Origin of the sequence: Streptomyces spororaveus (assembly GCF_016755875.1) — a bacterium.
GTDB classification, from domain to species: domain Bacteria; phylum Actinomycetota; class Actinomycetes; order Streptomycetales; family Streptomycetaceae; genus Streptomyces; species Streptomyces spororaveus.
In genome coordinates this window covers 6,906,240-6,921,703 of the sequence record NZ_BNED01000005.1, presented here as the reverse complement: position 1 = coordinate 6,921,703, position 15,464 = coordinate 6,906,240, and the positions used below count along the sequence as shown (strand labels likewise).

Here is a 15,464-nt window from a genome sequence, read left to right as displayed (position 1 = left end):
GCGGGGCCGGGCGCGGGTCCTGCGGGCTACGCCACGAAGGTGCGCGGCGGCTCCGCGCCGCTGCCGCCCGCGCCGGTGCCGACCAGCCGGGCCGCCGCCGCCAGCCGGGAGGCGGCCTCGTCGGCCACCGGCCCGCCCACGGTGAACGGCAGCCGGACATAGCCCTCGAAGGCCCCGTCCACGCCGAACCGGGGCCCCGAGGGGACCCGTACGCCCACCCGCTCCCCCACCTCGGCCAGCCGCGAGCCGGAGAGCCCGCCCGCACGGGCCCACAGGGTCAGCCCGCCCTGCGGGACCTCGAACTCCCAGCCCGGCAGCTCCCGGCGGACCGCGGCGACCAGCGCGTCGCGGTTCTCCCGGGCCTGCTCGCGGCGGAGCCCGACGGCCTCCTGCCAGCCCCCGGTCCGCATCAGCCAGTTCACCGCGAGCTGTTCCAGCACCGGCGTGCCGAGGTCGGCGTAGGCGCGGGCGGCGACCAGGCTGCGGATCACGTCGGGGGCGGCGCGGACCCAGCCGATCCGCATGCCCGCCCAGAAGGCCTTGCTGGCGGAGCCGACGGTGATGACCGTGCTGCCGGCCGGGTCGAAGGAGCACACCGGCCGGGGCATCTCCAGGGCCGGGTCGAGCTGGAGCTCCAGCATGGTCTCGTCGGCCACCAGGACGGTGCCGGCCGAGCGGGCGGCCTCCACCATCGCGCGGCGCTGGTCCTCGGAGGCCAGCGCGCCCGTCGGGTTGTGGAAGTCGGCGACCACGTAGGCGAGGCGGGGGGCCGAATCGCGCAGCACCTGCCGCCAGACGTCCATGTCCCAGCCCCTGAGGCCGTCGGCCATGGCGACCGGCACCAGGCGGACCCCGGCGGCGCGCATCAGCTGGAGGATGTTGGCGTACGAGGGGGACTCGACGGCGATCCGCTCCCCGCGCCCGGCGAAAAGACTGCAGATGGCGTCGATGGCACCCATCGCCCCGGTGGTGACCATGATCTGCTCGGGCATGGTGGGGATGCCCTGCTCGGTGTAGCGGTCGGCGAGCATCCGGCGCAGCGCGGGCAGACCCGCCGGATAGTCCCCATGGGTGTGCGCGTACGGCGGCAGCTCCTCCAGCGCGCCCTGGACGGCCTTGGTGAGCCAGGGCTCGGGGGCCGGGAGCGCGGCGCAGCCGAGGTCGATCATCGAGCCGAGGGACTCGGGCGGCAGCGGCTCCAGGCCCCGGGCGGGCAGCGGGTTCCCGGCCGGGACGGAGGTCCAGCTGCCGGAGCCGCGGCGGGACTCCAGGAACCCCTCGCCGCGCAGGGCCTCGTAGGCGGCGGCGACGGTGGTGCGGCTGAGGGAGAGGGCGACGGCCAGTTCGCGCTCGGCGGGCAGCCGGGCGGCGACCGGGACGCGGCCTTCGAGGACGAGGAGGCGGATGCCGTCGGCGAGGGTCCGGTAGGCGGGCGGCTTCCGGGCCCCGGGGACACCGGGCCGCTCCTGCTGGGAGGTGATCAGACGGGCGAGCTGTGCGGCACCGACCGCTGAGGTCCATTCGGCCATGCTGTCCGGTCCACCTTCGTCGAATTGGCCCCGCCCGACGCCGGGCGCGGCCCGTATTGGATTGCTTCCGCCCCCACAGCCTGTCACGCCGGGGGCCACCCGGGCCAGGGGCCGCGGTTCCCGGAGGCCCGGCCGCCGAGCGCCCGGACGCCCGGCGGTGCGGACCACGCGGCCGTGGCGGCGCGCCGTTCACCGCTCGGCCATCGGGCCGCGCGCTCCCCACCGGTAACAGAGGGCATACTGCCGCCGTGACGCACGTACGCCTTCGCCATCCGTATCTGGACCACCCGGCTCCGATCCCCTTCGCCCACCGGGGCGGCGCCGCGGACGGGCTGGAGAACACCGCCGCCGCCTTCCGCCGGGCCGCCGGGGCGGGCTACCGCTACTTCGAGACCGATGTGCACGCCACGGCCGACGGAAAGCTCGTCGCCTTCCACGACTCCACGCTGGACCGGGTCACCGACGGCCGGGGCCGGATCGCGGAGCTGTCCTGGAAGCAGGTCCGCGAGGCCCGGGTGGCGGGCACCGAGCCCCTGCCGCTCTTCGAGGAGCTGCTGGAGGAGTTCCCGGACGCCCGCTGGAACATCGACGTCAAGGCCGAGTCGGCACTGCACCCGCTGGTCAACCTGATCGCCCGGGCCGGGATCTGGGACCGGGTCTGCGTGGGCTCCTTCTCGGAGAGCCGGGTGGCCCGCGCCCAGCGGATCGCCGGGCCCCGGCTGGCGACCTCCTACGGAGTCCGCGGAGTGCTCGGCCTGCGGCTGCGCTCGTACGCCATTCCCGCGGCGCTGCGCGTGGGCGCGGTGGCGGCGCAGGTTCCGGAGACCCACGCCGGAATCCGCGTGGTCGACCGCCGGTTCGTACGGACCGCGCACGAGCGGGGACTCCAGGTACACGTCTGGACCGTGAACGAACCGGAACGTATGGAGGCTCTCCTCGACCTGGGTGTCGATGGCATCATGACCGACCGGATCGACATCTTGCGCACGGTGCTGGACCGGCGCGGGGCCTGGGCCTGACTTCGCCCATCGCCTCCCGCCGGGGCCGGGACGCCGCTGCGGAACGGGACCAGCGAGGGGGACACCGCATGAGTGCGGAAGAGCGCAGCAGGACCGAGGAAGCGGAACCCGGGTCGGAGGACGGCAGAGCCGGGGCCGCCCCGGCGGACGCGACCGCCGCGGCCGCCGAGCGCAAGCGCGAGCAGCGGGGCTGGTACTTCTACGACTTCGCCGTCTCGGTCTACTCGGCGAGCGTGCTGACCGTGTTCCTCGGGCCCTACCTGACCGCTGTGGCCAAGGCCGCCGCGGACGCCGAGGGCTTCGTGCACCCGCTGGGCATCCCGGTGCGCGCCGGATCCTTCTTCGCCTACTCGGTCTCGGCCTCGGTGATCCTGGCCGTCCTGCTGATGCCGCTGGTGGGTGCCGTCGCCGACCGGACCGGACGCAAGAAGCCGCTGCTGGCGGCGGCCGCCTACACGGGCGCCGCGGCGACGGCCGGAATGTTCTTCCTCGGCGGGGAGCGCTACCTGCTGGGCGGCCTGCTGCTCGTGGTGGCGAACGCCTCCCTGTCCGTGTCGATGGTGCTGTACAACGCCTATCTGCCGCAGATCTCCACCCCCGACGAGCGGGACACCGTCTCCTCACGGGGATGGGCCTTCGGCTACACGGCCGGGTCCGTGATGCTGGTGGTGAACCTGGTGCTCTACATGGGGCACGACTCCTTCGGTCTCTCCGAGGGGATGGCCATCCGGATCTGCCTGGCTTCCGCGGGCCTGTGGTGGGGGGCGTTCGCGCTGATCCCGCTGCGCCGGCTGCGGGACCGGGCCGTGGTGCGGGAGCCGGGGGCGGCTCCGGCCGTCAGCGGCTGGAAGCAGCTCGTCGCCACGCTGAAGGACATGCGGCGCTACCCGCTGACGCTGTCGTTCCTGCTCGCGTACCTGATCTACAACGACGGCGTGCAGACCGTGATCTCCCAGGCCTCCGTCTACGGCTCGGAGGAGCTGAAGCTGGAGCAGTCCACGCTGATCGGGGCGGTGCTGCTGGTGCAGGTCCTGGCGGTGGCCGGCGCACTGGGCATGGGCCGCCTCGCCCGGACCTACGGAGCCAAGCGGACGATCCTGGGCTCGCTGGCCGCGTGGGCGGTGACCCTGGCGGCCGGATACTTCCTGCCGGCGCGGACCCCGGTGTGGTTCTTCGCGCTCGCCGCGATGATCGGGCTGGTGCTGGGAGGCAGCCAGGCCCTGTCGCGCTCGCTGTTCTCGCACCTGGTGCCCGCGGGCAAGGAGGCCGAGTACTTCTCGGCGTACGAGATGAGCGACCGGGGCCTGAGCTGGGTGGGGCCGCTGGTGTTCGGCCTGACGTACCAGCTCACGGGCAGCTACCGGGACGCGATCATCTCCCTGGTGGTCTTCTTCGCACTTGGATTCGTGCTGCTGGCGCGAGTGCCGGTGCGGCGCGCGGTGGAGGCGGCAGGCAATCCTGTACCGGAGCGGATCTGAGCGCGGGTCCGCGAGTGCGCCCCGCCCGGATCTACGAACGAATTCCGAACGAATTTAGACGTTGAAGCAAAGGGCCGGTAGTGTACGCCTTTGGCCTGCCAGGCGGACCGTTACTGCGCGCTCAATATGCGTGGACGTTGGGTGACATCTGCTGCCAGATGTGACAAAACGGGCACTGGTGGGTACAACAAGGGGCGGCACGACGGGCGACGCACGACCCGGAGCGGGAATCTATACCGCCGACCGGACGTTGACCGGATGACGACGACAGCGACACCTGTCCTGTGGGCGACAAGCCCGGGAGGCACGATTCATGAGTGAGCGAGCTCTCCGCGGTACGCGCCTCGTGGTTACCAGCTACGAGACGGACCGCGGCATCGATCTGGCCCCGCGCCAGGCGGTGGAGTACGCATGCCAGAACGGACATCGATTTGAGATGCCGTTCTCGGTTGAGGCAGAAATTCCGCCGGAGTGGGAGTGCAAGGCGTGCGGCGCCATGGCACTCCTGGTGGACGGGGATGGGCCCGAAGAGAAGAAGGGCAAGCCTGCGCGAACGCACTGGGACATGCTCATGGAGCGACGCACCCGCGAGGAGCTGGAGGAAGTGCTGGCCGAAAGGCTTGCAGTCCTGCGTTCCGGCGCCATGAACATTGCCGTGCATCCGCGGGACAGCCGCAAGTCCGCCTGACAGCCGGACGGATACACAAGCCGAGGGGCCCCGCCACACAGTGTGTGGCGGGGCCCCTCGGCTTGTCTCCGGGGCCTCACGGGGAGGCCTTACGGGGTCAGCGGCGGCCGGAACGCGGCATCCGGGCCGTCCTGCTGCCCCGGGCGGTCCTCGCGGATGACCTCGCCCTGGACGACCTTGCCGTCGGGGTAGTGGATCCGGGCCTGCTGGAAGGCGTCCCCGAAGCTGCCGGCCGGAGCCGAGGCCATCTTCCGTTCCAGGGAGCGGCTCGCCCTGCGGCCGATCCAGGCCCGGACGGGCGGCAGCAGCAGGAACAGGCCCGCCACGTCGGAGAGCAGGCCGGGCAGCATCAGGAGCAGGCCGGCGAGCATCGTGAGGCCGTTGCCCTGGCCGGGCTGCTGCGGAGTGGGCTGCTGCCCCTGCTGGGCCTGCTGGAAGGTGCTCGCGAGGTTCTTGAAGGCACGCCGCCCGGCGCGCTTGATGACCACCGCGCCCAGGACGATGCCGCCCGCGAGCAGCGCCGCCACGGCGAGCCCGCCGGCCACGTCCGCGACCACGGTGAGCAGCCAGATCTCCAGGATCAGCCAGGCGGCGATCGCCAGGGGGAGGAACGTACGGGCGGGCGAGCGCCGCCGGGGGGCCGTGGAAATACCGGTCGTCATACCACCCAGTGTGCCTGGGGCCGTGTAAAAGCGGCCTCAGCCGGAGGTACCGGACATCCCTTAAGGGGTGCCCGGGCCGCCGCCCTTGCCGCCGTCCTTGTCACTGCCCTTCTCGCCACCCTTGTCGCCGCCCAGCAGCTTGGAGGCCTGGGCCTTGATACCCCACTGGGTGACCCGCCACAGCGCCTCGACGAGGATGTCCTTGCTCATCTTGCTGTCGCCGAACTCACGCTCGACGAACGTGATGGGGACCTCCACCACACGGAAGCCCTTCTGCACCGCCCTGCGCGCCAGGTCGACCTGGAAGCAGTAGCCCGCCGAGGCCACCTCGTCCAGCCCCAGTCCTTCCAGGGTCTCCCGGCGGAAGGCCCGGTAGCCGCCGGTCACGTCCCGCATCGGGAGGTTCAGCATCAGCCGGGAGTAGGTGGAACCGCCGCGCGAAAGGAACTCCCGGCTCTTGGGCCAGTTCACCACCCGCCCGCCCGGCACCCAGCGGGAGCCCAGGACCAGGTCCGCGCCGGCCAGCGCGGTCAGCAGGCGGGGCAGCTCCTCGGGCTGGTGGGAGCCGTCGGCGTCCATCTCGACGATCACCCCGTAGCCCTGCTCCAGGGCCCAGAGGAAGCCGGCCAGGTAGGCGGCGCCCAGCCCCTCCTTGCCCTTGCGGTGCAGCACGTGGACGTGGTCGTCGCCGGCCGCCAGCTCGTCGGCGAGCTTGCCGGTGCCGTCCGGGCTGTTGTCGTCCGCGACGAGGATGTGGGCCTCGGGCACGGCCGCGCGCACACGCCCGACGATCAGCCCGATGTTCTCCGCCTCGTTGTAGGTCGGAATGATCACCAAGGCCGTACCGAGCGGTCCGTAGGTCCGCTGTCCGCCGTCGCTCACTGAGTCCCCTTTTGTGCGCTTGCACGTCCTGTACGTCTGGTCGCAGAGGATGACTTTAGAACAGTGGCCGGGGCCCGTGGTCCTTCGGGCCGGTCAGACACCCGCTGGCTGCGGGCCGCCGTGACCGTTGTCTACTGGACCGCGGACCCCGACCCGGGGCCACCCGCCGCCCGGCGAAACCTTCCCTCGCCCCCGAGGCGCGGGCGCGCTGCGCAGACGGAGTCGTCCGGCACGGACTTCCTGTGGTGGACCCGGCCGAACCTATCCGGGTCCGACCGCCCGTACCGAACCGAGGCCCGCCGGATCACCCCTGTGGGCGTACGAATACCTCCCGCCCGCCGACGACCGTGGCGAGGCACACCGGCAGTGCCGATCCGGGGCTCAGGTCGGGCAGTCCGGGGGTACCCGAGCGGGGGTCGGTGGACCAGCGGGCGACCCGGTCGTCGGGGGCCTGGACGACCAGGTCACCCGTCTGCCAGACCGCGTAGTCGGCGGGCGCGCCGGGGACGAGGACACCCGCGTCGTCCCGGCCCAGCGCCCGCCAGCCGCCCCGGGTGTGGGCGGTGAAGGCGGCCCGTACGGAGATCCTGTGCTCGGGGGTGCGGTGGAAGGCGGCCGCGCGGACGGTGCCCCACGGGTCGAGCGGGGTGACCGGCGCGTCCGAGCCGAAGGCCAGAGGGACACCGGCCTTGAGCATGGCCGCGTACGGGTTGAGGGTACGGGCCCGCCCGGCGCCGAGCCGGTCGGCGTACATACCGTCCTCGCCGCCCCAGGCCGCGTCGAACGCGGGCTGCACGGAAGCGGTCAGCCCCAGCTCCGCGAAGGCGGCGATGGTGGCGGGGGTCATCATCTCCGCGTGCTCCACCCGGTGCCGGGCGGCGCGGACACGGGCCAGGCCCACCTTCTCGGCGGCCGCCCGCACGCCCTCGACGACGGCGGTGATCGCGGCGTCCCCGATGGCGTGGAATCCGGCCTGGAGCCCCTCCTCGGTACAGGCCGCCACGTGCTCGGTGACGGCGCGCACGTCGAGGTATCCGGTACCGGTGTGCGCGGCGTCCGCGTACGGGGCGTGCAGGCAGGCCGTGTGCGAGCCGAGGGCCCCGTCCACGAACAGGTCCCCGGCGGCTCCGACGGCTCCCAGCTCCCTGGCCAGCCCGAGGTCCCGGTCGGCCCAGTACCCGAAGACGCGCGGCCCGGGCCGCTCGGCGGCCAGGGCGAGCAGCCCCGTGAAGTCCTCGGGCGAGGAGATCTCGGGCCCGCCGCACTCGTGGACGGAGCCGATGCCCAGCGAGGCGGCCCGGTCGAGGGCGGCCCGCTGCGCCTCGGCGCGCTGGGCGGGGGTGACGGCGGCCAGCGCGGCCCGCCGCACGGCGTGGTGGTCGTCGGCGGTCAGCGGCCGGTCGCCGTCGGGCCGGACCCCCGGGACGAGGGCGAGCAGGGCCGTGGTGACCACGGCCGAGTGCACGTCGACGCGGCTGAGGTAGAGCGGGCGGCCACCGGTGGCCTCGTCGAGTTCGGCGCGGTACGGGGCCCGGCGCTCGGGCCAGCGGGAGGCGTCCCAGCCGTGCCCGAGCAGCACCCGGTCGGCCGGCCGGCTCGCGGCGTACGCGCGTACCAGGTCCAGCGCGGCCGACAGGGTGCGCGCGCCGGTGAGGTCCAGCCCGGTGAGGGCCAGACCCGCGGAGGTGGTGTGCACGTGGGCGTCGGTGAAGGCCGGCGTGACGAGCGCGCCGCCCAGGTCGACGACCTCGTCCACGCCCTGCGCGAAGGCGTCGGCGGCGCCCTCCGAACCGACCCAGGCGATACGGCCGCGCTCGACGACCATCGCGGTGGCGAAGGGGTCGGCGGGGCTGTGCACCTCGCCCCCGCGGAGGAGAACGGTCCTGGTCGGTGCTCCGGCGGCCTCGGCGGAGTGGGCGGTGCGGTCAGTCATGCCGACCAGTGTCCCGCGTCGCCCACCCCGGCCCGACCACCGGGTCCCCTCTCGGTCCCCGCCCGGACACGGGGCGGGCGCGGGGCGGGCGCGGTTCAGACGCGGGGCGGGCGCGCCTCGTAGGGGGTGGACAGGACGACCGTCGTGCGCGTCGAGACGTGGGCGAGGGCCCGCAGGCGGCCCAGGAGGTCTTCCAGCTCCAGGGGGGTGGCGACGCGCACCTTCAGGATGTAGTTCTCATCGCCCGCGACGCTGTGGCAGGCCTCGATCTCGGGGACGCCGGCCAGCCGGTCCGCGATGTCGTCCGGGGCACTAGGGTCGAAGGGCTTGACCGAGATGAACGCGGTCAGCGGCAGGCCGACGGCCTCCGGATCGACCACGGCCGCATAGCCGCGGATGACCCCGCGCTGCTCCAGACGTCGTACTCGCTGATGGACTGCCGACGTGGACAGTCCCGTGGCCTTGCCCAGATCCGTGTAGCTCATCCGCCCGTCCCGCACGAGCAGATCCACGATCTGGCGGTCCAGCTCCTCCATTGCGCTCATAGCCGCTCAACTTACGGCCCAAGGGCACTCCAGGCCCAGTGGTGTCCGCCCACTGGAGGCATCTGCGGCAGGCATGTGACCAAGGCCACAGGGGTATGCAGGTGGAGGCCGGTCCGTTGTGGTTACTCGTGACGCTCGACGGGAATTGCTTGCTGTGGCCGAGGCCGAAGAACCTGCCCGCCCGGCCCACCCAAGGGGGAATACATCCATGCAGAACACCAAGCGCACCGGTCGCACCGAACCGGAGCCCCTGGAACCGCTCGAATCCGCGGACGGCACCTACCCGGACGACGGCGGGGACGGCGACTACCTCGACGAGACCGAGGGATTCGAGATCCACCACGCGATCTGCCCCGACTGCGGCCAGTCGATCGCCCTCGTCGCGGACGAGGAGTACCTGCCGCAGCACGCCCTCTGCCTGACCCCGTGGAACCCCTTCGGCCTCACCGTGTGCGCGGGCACCGGGCGGCCCGCGAGCGACGCGCTGCCCACCGTCGGCATGATCCAGCAGGTGGAGGTGCAGGACCTCGAATCCGTCGTCCTGCCGGCCCTGCCCCAGGGCCTGGACTGGCGCACTCAGCCCTTCTCCCACGTCGGCGGTCCGGGCTCGCGCCCGGTCCGCGTGGTGAGCCCCGTGCTGCCGCGGCCGCAGGCGCAGACGCGGCAGCAGCACGCGCAGGCGGCCTGACGGCCGCGCCGCTCCCCTACCCCTGCCAGTACGTTCCCTGCACCATGGCCGTCAGGGCGGCGTGGTGCAGGATCAGGCTGTCCGGGTCCGCCGGGACCTCGACCTCGCCGAAGTGGGCCTGCCGGTAGGCGATGCGCAGCATCACGATCCCGTGCCGCAGGGCCGCGTAGAGGGTGTGGAACTCCATGTCCCGCGGGGTGTGGCCGGTGAGTTCGGCGTACCGGCGCTCCAGGTCCTCGCGGCGCAGGAAGTCCGGCAGGCCTGGCTGGCCGAAACCGACCGTGAGGTCCTGGAAGAACCGGTGCAGGTAGACGGTCCAGCCGAGGTCCACCTCGCGCGGGGCGTACGCCGCCATCTCCCAGTCCAGTACGGCCACCGGTGTGAAGCCGTCGTAGATGACGTTGCCGATCCGGGCGTCGCCCCAGTTGAGCACGGCGGGGCCCTCGTCCCGCGGCCACAGCTCCTCCAGACGGGCGAACGCCCGCTCGATGAGCGGGGACGGGGCGAGCCCGCCCACCACCCAGGAGTAGTAGGCCCGTTGGGCGTCCACGTGCCGGCGCAGCGGGGTGCCCTCGCCGTCGGGGAGGAGGAACTCCGCCTCCTTGGACGGGAACTGGTCGTGCAGCCGGGCCAGCAGCGAGACGCTCGCCTCCTGGAGGGCGGCACGCTCGGCGTCGGTGGCGGCGTGCAGCCAGTTGCCCTCGTAGGTGTAGGGCATGACGTCGGGCGGCACCCGGCCCTCCGCGCGGGCCATCACGAAGAACGGCGCCCCCAGCGGCCCCGGATCCTCTTCCAGCCACTGCACGCGCGGGACGGGCAGGTCCGTGTGCTCGGCCACCAGACTCATCACGCGGTGCTGGCGCGGCATGTCGTACGTCGGGAAGACGGTGTAGGCGGCCGGGTCAGCGGCGAGGCGCAGCGCGCAGGCCCGCAGCGGGGTGTCGGGGTGCTCTATGTCGAACAGCAGGGTCTCGCTGGACATCCCGTTGGATCCGGGGACGCGGACGTTGGTGACGCGCGCGCCGGGGAGCCTGGCGCCCAGCCAGGCGGCGAGGCGGCGGCCGAGCTCCTCGGGCTCCCGGGTGGAGGTGCGCGGACGTGGTGCGGTGGCCATGGTCGATCCCCTTTCCTACTGGGCGACGGAGGAGTAGTCGGCGAATCCGCTCGGGTCGTGTCGCCCGAAGCTGCCGTGCTCGAAGATGCCGTGGCCGATCCGCCCGTCGAGGGTGAAGCGGGCCGAGTGGTCGGTCACCCCGTAGGCGGCCATCGGATGGGCCGCGGGGTCGGAGAGGTCGTAGACGCGGCGGTCGCTCCAGCCGCGGCCCTGCCAGGTGCCGTGCTGCCAGTCACCGGCGGGCGGGTAGCCGGCGCCGACGGCGAGCGGGGAGGAGTTCAGGATCTCCACGCCCAGTTCGAGGGGCTTGCGGTCGGCGGGATCGGTCAGGTGCACGACGGCCCGCTCGGGGTGCCGGCTGCCGGGCCGGTAGCGGATGTCGGTGTGCGGCCAGCCGAGTTGGACGTCACGGCGTCCACTGCCCTCGGGGAAGACCTGCACGGCCTCGTTCAGGGTGCGGTGGCCGTCGGCGTCCTCCTGGGCGATGACCATGACGAAGCGGTCCTCGAAGCGGACCGGGATCCACAGCCAGTGAAAGCCCTCGGGGCGGTACTCCTCGGCAGCGCGGCCCCCCTCCTCGCCGGGAATCGGCCGCACGCCCCAACTCCGGTCGCGGGTGCCGGTCCACTCCCCCGGCGTGAGGGTGAACTCCTCGCCCTTGGCCCGGATGCTCCCGGTGACCTGGCCGGCCTGGACGAAGCGGCGGCCTTCCAGCATGAGGCGGTCACCGCGCCGCTGGACGTGGTGCGGCTCCCAGACGGCAGGGAACTCGGCGGTCCAGGTGATGTCGTACGAGAGCCCGTGCGGGTCGGCCGGATCGGGAGCGCAGCGGAGCGTGAGCCGCTTGAGCGGCACGTCGACGGTGATGGACAGCGGTCCCACCGAGAGGTTCATCCGGTCGTCGGTGAGGGCGTCGGAGGCCCGGACGGCGAGCAGCTCGTCGCCGACGCGGAGGGTGGCGTAGGCGTCGATGACCCCGGCGTTGGGGTAGACCCCGAGGCCGAGTATCAGGACGGCGCGGCCGGCGTGGTCGAAGACGTGGAAGATGCAGCGGTCGTAGGCGTTTCGGTCGCCGCTGACCACATGCTTCATCGACAAGGGGGCCTGGTGGATGGGGTACTCGTCGAGCGCGACGGGCCGGTCGGCGGGCATGGCGAACCTCCTGGGGCAGCTTCGGGTGGCGGCTCGGGCGAATATGACGGTACGTCAGAAACCAGCCCCGAGGCCACCCTTCTGGCACGCTCTGACACCCCGGCGCACCGTGCCGAGCCCGCCGAAGGCGGGGGGCGGGGCGGGGCGGGGGCGGGGCCGAGCGGGCGGGACCGGATGGTGTGGCGGGGGCACCGGGGCGAAGCCGGGCGACCGGGACCGGACCGTGCGGCGGGGGCACCGGGGGCGGAAGCCGGACGGCCGGGACCGGACAGTGCGGCAGAAGCACCGGGGGCGGAAGCAGAGCGGCTGACTTCAGGAAGGCGCGGCGGCGGCTCCGGCAGACAGGAACCAGGCGGACGGGACCGGGAAGGCGTGGCGGCTCCGGCATACGGGAGTCAGGCGACCGGAGCCGGGTCCTGGAGCGGTGGCTTCGGAAGGCAGAAGCTGCTCATTCGGTGGCCAGAGTGGCGTATGGGGGTTTCCCGTCAGTCTCATCGTCTCTCCGTGTCGTGCCGGTCCCTCAAGGGCGCTCCTCCTTCGTCGTCGCGTCGCTTCGCGATGGCCTGACGGCCACCCTTGACCGACCGTCCCGCCCCGGAAATCCGAAGACTGCCGAGAAGCCCCCAAAAGAACGAGCCGGGCACTCAAGGATCAGGACGGGGCGGCCAGAGACCCCCTGCCCGGACTGGGGTGGGGACGCTCCCGAGGCGGGGCCCATCCAGACCGAGACCCGGATCAGGGGAGGCGCGTCCAATCGCTACGCGCTCCTCACGTCTCAGCGTCTCCACCCCGTCCTGGGCTGGACATAGGCCGCCCACCACCCCCACTGACTCCCCAGTCTCGGCGTCCGACGACCGTCTTGGGCTGGGCATAGGCCGCCCACGACCTCGATCCGACTCTCGACCTGCGACCGACGACCGTCCGGGGCCTGGACACAAGCCGCCCACCAGCCCGGCCCGATGCCCGACTTGCGTCCGACGACCGGCCGACGCTGGGCATTGAGCCGCCTCAAATCGCTACGCGCTCCTCCGAGACTGCGACCGGCGGCCGGTTGGGGGCTGATGAGAGTCTCTGAGGGGGACTGGCGGCTGACACCTCCGCTATTCCGTCGTGGAATCGGGTCAGCGCCAACACGACACCAGAAACCAACCCCCAGACAGGGGCAATTGGGGCAAACCAACGACCCTTTGGGTCGCCCATGTGCGCTGACCTGTATCCACGACGAAATAGCCGCAGTCCCACGCCTTTTCACCTCCGGACGGCAGTCAGACGCAGTCAAAGAGGACCCTCAACGCGCCCGGGCGGGCGCACCGGCCGTCGGCCGCCGGCAAAGAGGAGCATCCGAGAGTCCTCGGTGGCCTATGACCGCGCAGACGGCCGTCGGACGCCGTCAATGAGAAACCGACGGATGGTGGGCGGCCTATGACCCGCCACGGACGGCCGTCCGCCGCCGTGAACGAGGAATCACTGGGTGGTGGGCGGCTTGTACCCAGGCCCCGGCCGGTCGTCGGTCGCGGGTCGTGCGTCGGATCGAGGTCGTGGGCGGCTTGTGGCGGGCCCCGGCCGGTCGTCGGACGCAGGTCGAGCGCCGGATCGAGGTCGTGGGCGGCCTATGTCCAGCCCAGGACGGACTGGAGACGCTGAGAGATGGGGAGCGCGTAGCGATTTGGGGCGCTTCCCCCGACACGGGCCGGGGGCTGGATGGGCCCCGCCTGTCGGGTGTCCCTGCCCCCGTCCGGGCAGGGGGTCTCTGGCCGCCCCGTCCCTTAGAGCCTGGACCGGCTCGTTCTTTTGGGGGCTTCTCGGCAGTCTTCGGATTTCCGGGGCGGGACGGTCGGTCAAGGGTGGCCGCAAGGCCATCGCGAAGCGACGCGACGAAGGAGCGCCCTTGAGGGACCGGCCCGACACGGAGAGACGATGAGACTGACGGGAAACCCCCATACACATCACTGACCACCGCCCGAGCAGCTCCCGCTCTGCAGCGCCACCGCCACAGGTCCCGACCCGGCCGCACCGGCCCCACCTGCCGACCACCGCCCTGCATTTCGGCTCCGGCCGCCCATCTCCCGCACGCCGAAGCCCCCGCCGCGCCTTCCGGAGCCGCCCGCGCGGATCGGCCGCACCGCAGCCGCCGCCCCACGTTCCGACCCCGGACGCCGGCCCCCGCCTTCCGGCGGCGGCGCGCCCGGTACGCCGCCGTTCGGCGACACCTCGAACGGATAGCCGTACCCCGGGGGCGATTACCCGGCCCTTCGGTTCCGCGTTGGCCGGGTATGACCATGCTTCAGTCTTCAACGGGCCGAAGGCGTCGCCCGGCGGCGCCGGGCTTCGAAGAATCGGTTCAGCGTCCGCGTGAGCAGGCGCAGCAGGTGCCCGACCCGCCGATCTACCGGGATCTGCTGGCGCGGTGGGCCGATGCCGGCCGGACGCTGCCCGGCCGGCGTGACCCGGAGTGGTCGCGGCTCACGTCCTCCCCGGTCTGGCCCACCACCAGCAGTGGGTTGTACTGACCTCGGTCAGCGCGTCTCCGGGCCCGCCAGGTGGCGGGCGATGACCATGCGCTGGATCTGGTTGGTGCCCTCGACGATCTGGAGCACCTTCGCCTCCCTCATCAGCCGCTCGACGGGGAAGTCCGCCGTGTAGCCGTAGCCGCCGAGGACCTGCACCGCGTCCGTGGTGACGGCCATCGCCGCGTCCGTGCAGAACAGCTTGGCCATGGCCGCCTGGCGGGAGAACGGCTTGCCCGCGTCACGCAGCCGCGCCGCCGCGAGGTAGAGCGCCCGGCCCGCCTCGATCTTGGTGGCCATGTCGGCGAGCATGAAGCGCAGTCCCTGGAAGTCCGCGATCGGGTGCCCGAACTGCTTGCGGTCCAGGGCGTACGTCAGGGCCTCGTCAAGGGCGGCCTGGGCGACGCCGATGGCGCAGGCGGCGATGCCCAGTCGCCCGGCGTCCAGAGCGGCCAGGGCGATGCTGAAGCCCTGCCCCTCCTCGCCGATGCGGCGGGCGTCGGAGACCCGTACGCCGTCGAAGTGCAGCTGGGCGGTGGGCGAGCCCTTCATGCCCATCTTCTTCTCGGGCACGGCCGCGGTCAGGCCCTCCGCGTCCCCGGGGACCAGGAAGGCCGTGATGCCCTTGGGGCCCTCGGCGCCGGTGCGCGCGAGGACGGTGTAGAAGTCGGCGACCCCGCCGTGGGTGATCCAGGCCTTGGTGCCGGTGATGATCCAGTCGTCGCCGTCGCGGACCGCCTTGGTGGTGAGCGAGGCGGCGTCCGATCCGGCGGCCGGCTCGGAGAGGCAGTAGGCGCCCAGCAGGCCGCCGCCGAGCATCGCGGGCAGGTGGGCGCTCTGCTGTTCCTTGGTGCCGTAGCCGCCGAGGCCGTGGCAGGCCAGGGAGTGCACGCTGACGCCGAGGCCGACGGTCAGGCGGGCCGCGGCCAGCTCCTCCAGGACCTGGAGGTAGACCTCGTAGGGCTGGTCGCCGCCGCCGAATTCTCCGGGGTACGGAAGGCCGAGCAGGCCGGCCTCGGAGAGCAGGGTGAAGACCTCCCGCGGGAACCGGCCGGAGTCCTCCTCCTCGGCTGCCTTGGGGCGGATCTCCCGCTGCGCGATCTCGCGTACGAGGGCGAGGAGGTCCCGGGACTCCTCGGTGGGCAGCTGTCGGTCCACCGGCTGCGGGGCGCGGTCAGTCATGGCGGCGCTCTCCTCCCTGGTCGGGCACGGCGGCGACGCGTGAGGTGTGGGACGCGCCGCCGGGTCTCTGAAATCTCACAGCCGA

The 15,464-nt window shown here is 72.7% G+C and carries 12 protein-coding genes; 4 read left to right on the top strand and 8 right to left on the bottom strand.

Going from position 1 to position 15,464, the window contains the following annotated elements:
• Positions 1-26 precede the first annotated feature (26 nt).
• Complete coding sequence (locus Sspor_RS33860) at positions 27-1,529, bottom strand: SCO1417 family PLP biosynthesis transcription factor (protein ID WP_202202492.1); 1,503 nt, start codon at positions 1,527-1,529, stop codon at positions 27-29.
• A gap of 248 nt (positions 1,530-1,777) precedes the next feature.
• Here Sspor_RS33860 and Sspor_RS33855 point away from each other — a divergent pair, with 248 nt between their 5' ends.
• From Sspor_RS33855 to Sspor_RS33845, 3 genes are all read left to right on the top strand, one after another.
• Positions 1,778-2,548: a glycerophosphodiester phosphodiesterase family protein gene (locus Sspor_RS33855; protein ID WP_202202491.1), complete on the top strand. Its 771-nt coding sequence runs from the start codon at positions 1,778-1,780 to the stop codon at positions 2,546-2,548.
• Between the two features lie 68 nt (positions 2,549-2,616).
• Positions 2,617-4,026 (top strand): MFS transporter, encoded by a 1,410-nt coding sequence (locus tag Sspor_RS33850; protein WP_202202490.1) that lies wholly within the window; start codon positions 2,617-2,619, stop codon positions 4,024-4,026.
• Between the two features lie 313 nt (positions 4,027-4,339).
• A complete protein-coding gene (locus Sspor_RS33845) occupies positions 4,340-4,714 on the top strand; it encodes an RNA polymerase-binding protein RbpA (RefSeq protein WP_007262928.1) in 375 nt (124 codons plus the stop codon).
• Between the two features lie 89 nt (positions 4,715-4,803).
• Here the strand turns inward: Sspor_RS33845 and fxsA are convergent, their stop codons facing one another.
• The 4 genes from fxsA to Sspor_RS33825 all read right to left on the bottom strand — a co-directional run bounded on the left by fxsA (position 4,804) and on the right by Sspor_RS33825 (position 8,727).
• Positions 4,804-5,376: an FxsA family membrane protein gene (gene fxsA, locus Sspor_RS33840; protein WP_202202489.1), complete on the bottom strand. Its 573-nt coding sequence runs from the start codon at positions 5,374-5,376 to the stop codon at positions 4,804-4,806.
• A 60-nt stretch (positions 5,377-5,436) separates the two neighbouring features.
• The gene (locus Sspor_RS33835) at positions 5,437-6,258 is read right to left on the bottom strand and encodes a polyprenol monophosphomannose synthase (RefSeq protein ID WP_202202488.1); all 822 of its coding nucleotides are present in this window, start codon (positions 6,256-6,258) and stop codon (positions 5,437-5,439) included.
• 304 nt (positions 6,259-6,562) lie between these two features.
• Entirely contained in the window at positions 6,563-8,191 is a 1,629-nt protein-coding gene (locus Sspor_RS33830; RefSeq protein ID WP_202202487.1) for an amidohydrolase, read from the bottom strand.
• Between the two features lie 95 nt (positions 8,192-8,286).
• Positions 8,287-8,727 (bottom strand): Lrp/AsnC family transcriptional regulator, encoded by a 441-nt coding sequence (locus tag Sspor_RS33825; RefSeq protein WP_030011705.1) that lies wholly within the window; start codon positions 8,725-8,727, stop codon positions 8,287-8,289.
• Positions 8,728-8,944: 217 nt separating this feature from the next.
• Here Sspor_RS33825 and Sspor_RS33820 point away from each other — a divergent pair, with 217 nt between their 5' ends.
• Positions 8,945-9,424, top strand: coding sequence for a hypothetical protein (locus Sspor_RS33820; protein WP_202202486.1), 480 nt, complete (start codon positions 8,945-8,947; stop codon positions 9,422-9,424).
• A 16-nt stretch (positions 9,425-9,440) separates the two neighbouring features.
• Here Sspor_RS33820 and Sspor_RS33815 read toward each other — a convergent pair whose 3' ends face one another.
• The 3 genes from Sspor_RS33815 to Sspor_RS33805 all read right to left on the bottom strand — a co-directional run bounded on the left by Sspor_RS33815 (position 9,441) and on the right by Sspor_RS33805 (position 15,379).
• Positions 9,441-10,538, bottom strand: coding sequence for a phosphotransferase family protein (locus Sspor_RS33815; RefSeq protein WP_202202485.1), 1,098 nt, complete (start codon positions 10,536-10,538; stop codon positions 9,441-9,443).
• A 15-nt stretch (positions 10,539-10,553) separates the two neighbouring features.
• The gene (locus Sspor_RS33810; protein ID WP_202202484.1) at positions 10,554-11,690 is read right to left on the bottom strand and encodes an Rv3169 family protein; all 1,137 of its coding nucleotides are present in this window, start codon (positions 11,688-11,690) and stop codon (positions 10,554-10,556) included.
• A 2,516-nt stretch (positions 11,691-14,206) separates the two neighbouring features.
• Positions 14,207-15,379 carry an acyl-CoA dehydrogenase family protein gene (locus Sspor_RS33805; RefSeq protein ID WP_202202483.1) on the bottom strand — a complete coding sequence of 391 codons (1,173 nt, stop codon included), beginning with the start codon at positions 15,377-15,379 and terminating at the stop codon, positions 14,207-14,209.
• Positions 15,380-15,464: the final 85 nt, after the last annotated feature.

Excerpts from the sequence above, each read along its gene's own strand:
- Sspor_RS33860 (WP_202202492.1), bottom strand. The coding sequence starts at position 1,529 with ATGGCCGAATGGACCTCAGCGGTCGGTGCCGCACAGCTCGCCCGTCTG.
- Sspor_RS33815 (WP_202202485.1), bottom strand. The coding sequence starts at position 10,538 with ATGGCCACCGCACCACGTCCGCGCACCTCCACCCGGGAGCCCGAGGAG.
- Sspor_RS33820 (WP_202202486.1), top strand. The coding sequence starts at position 8,945 with ATGCAGAACACCAAGCGCACCGGTCGCACCGAACCGGAGCCCCTGGAA.
- Sspor_RS33830 (WP_202202487.1), bottom strand. The coding sequence starts at position 8,191 with ATGACTGACCGCACCGCCCACTCCGCCGAGGCCGCCGGAGCACCGACC.
- Sspor_RS33825 (WP_030011705.1), bottom strand. The coding sequence starts at position 8,727 with ATGGAGGAGCTGGACCGCCAGATCGTGGATCTGCTCGTGCGGGACGGG.
- fxsA (WP_202202489.1), bottom strand. The coding sequence starts at position 5,376 with ATGACGACCGGTATTTCCACGGCCCCCCGGCGGCGCTCGCCCGCCCGT.
- Sspor_RS33845 (WP_007262928.1), top strand. The coding sequence starts at position 4,340 with ATGAGTGAGCGAGCTCTCCGCGGTACGCGCCTCGTGGTTACCAGCTAC.
- Sspor_RS33850 (WP_202202490.1), top strand. The coding sequence starts at position 2,617 with ATGAGTGCGGAAGAGCGCAGCAGGACCGAGGAAGCGGAACCCGGGTCG.
- Sspor_RS33810 (WP_202202484.1), bottom strand. The coding sequence starts at position 11,690 with ATGCCCGCCGACCGGCCCGTCGCGCTCGACGAGTACCCCATCCACCAG.
- Sspor_RS33805 (WP_202202483.1), bottom strand. The coding sequence starts at position 15,379 with ATGACTGACCGCGCCCCGCAGCCGGTGGACCGACAGCTGCCCACCGAG.